The organism is Arsenicibacter rosenii, from assembly GCF_001870735.1.
GTDB classification, from domain to species: Bacteria; Bacteroidota; Bacteroidia; order Cytophagales; family Spirosomataceae; genus Arsenicibacter; species Arsenicibacter rosenii.
Map to the genome: position 1 here is coordinate 1 of NZ_MORL01000172.1, position 1,092 is coordinate 1,092.

The window sequence follows — 1,092 nt, forward strand, 5'->3', positions numbered from 1 at the left end:
CGTCAGACCGGCAAACGGCTGTTTATCCAGCGCATCCTGCCAGAGCCAGCGCAGGGCCATGATCAGCTGCTGAAGCATGGCCGCATTGGCCTCCCGGCATTCGTCGGTCAGCCGCCGGTTAAAGTGCTTTTTCATCAGCTTCTGCCAGACACGCGGCTTAATATTGAGCGCCACCTGAATCAGCTCGTGATACATGGCGGGGCCTTCCGGAGTCATGTACACCAGCTGAATGAGCCGGGGCAGGCGGTTGGCATCTACTTCCTCCCATGTTTCAGGAAGGAAGCAGGACATCGTATCAATTCGTACGGGTTTCATGGGCGTTGCCTGGATCAATAGTAGGCGTATCTTTTTCTTCAGTAAGTAGCGCGATAATGAACGCCAGCAGGAAAATGATCACCAACAAAAGGAAAATGATTAGTATCGCTGTTGCTCTGTCCATGTCACTATCCTGGCTGGGGTTTATCCGGCGCCGGGGATGTCTGCGGACGGCGAAGCTGTGCGATCAGATTGTTCTTTTCTTCCAGCTCCTGATCGGTTTCCTTTAACAGCTTATCAACCAGCTTAAGCTGGTTAAGTGCTGTCTGAAACTCAACGTACCCCATAGGTATGGTCCTTATCTGCCGGTTCAGCCGTTGATTGATAACCCTTAAGGCAGCCTTTTTTTCTTCGGGCTCAAACAGGGCAAAGAATGCCTTCTGATTAGATTCGTTAAGCACATCAACAGGGTCTTTGGGTATATCTTTCCTTGCTCCACGAATCAGAGTCAGGTTAAACAACAGGATAAGTATAAGCAGCAGTACGATGAAAATACTTATCAGAATGCCCATAATCCATTCCATTATTTCAGCGCGTTTTTTTTCTTGAATGCCTCCATATCGACCGTCAGCGAACTGATCAGGGTTGCGATGGCTCCTGCCAGCAGATACGCCTTATCGGCCAGAAATATCAGCCATTCCGGCAGCACGGCACCTTCGGCCTGCAAGGTCATCAGCATGCCGCTGATCCCTGCCAGTACTACACCGACGTACCGGATAATTTGAAACAGTTTTGGCGTTGGCCCGGCAAGGCGCTGAGCGAGCGTCAGAGAGTTCT

The 1,092-nt window shown here is 50.8% G+C and carries 3 protein-coding genes; all 3 read right to left on the minus strand.

The window, feature by feature from the left end; translation table 11 throughout:
* On the minus strand, positions 1-315 hold a 315-nt coding region (locus tag BLX24_RS30615), incomplete at its 3' end, for a hypothetical protein (protein ID WP_143092952.1).
* Positions 316-443: 128 nt separating this feature from the next.
* Entirely contained in the window at positions 444-839 is a 396-nt protein-coding gene (locus tag BLX24_RS30620) for a hypothetical protein (RefSeq protein WP_071506923.1), read from the minus strand.
* The coding region (locus tag BLX24_RS33105; protein WP_071506924.1) for a hypothetical protein at positions 839-1,092 on the minus strand (254 nt) is incomplete at its 5' end. The genes BLX24_RS33105 and BLX24_RS30620, both read right to left, overlap by 1 nt.

Coding starts and splice junctions, on each gene's coding strand:
- BLX24_RS30620 (WP_071506923.1), bottom strand. CDS start 839: ATGGAATGGATTATGGGCATTCTGATAAGTATTTTCATCGTACTGCTG.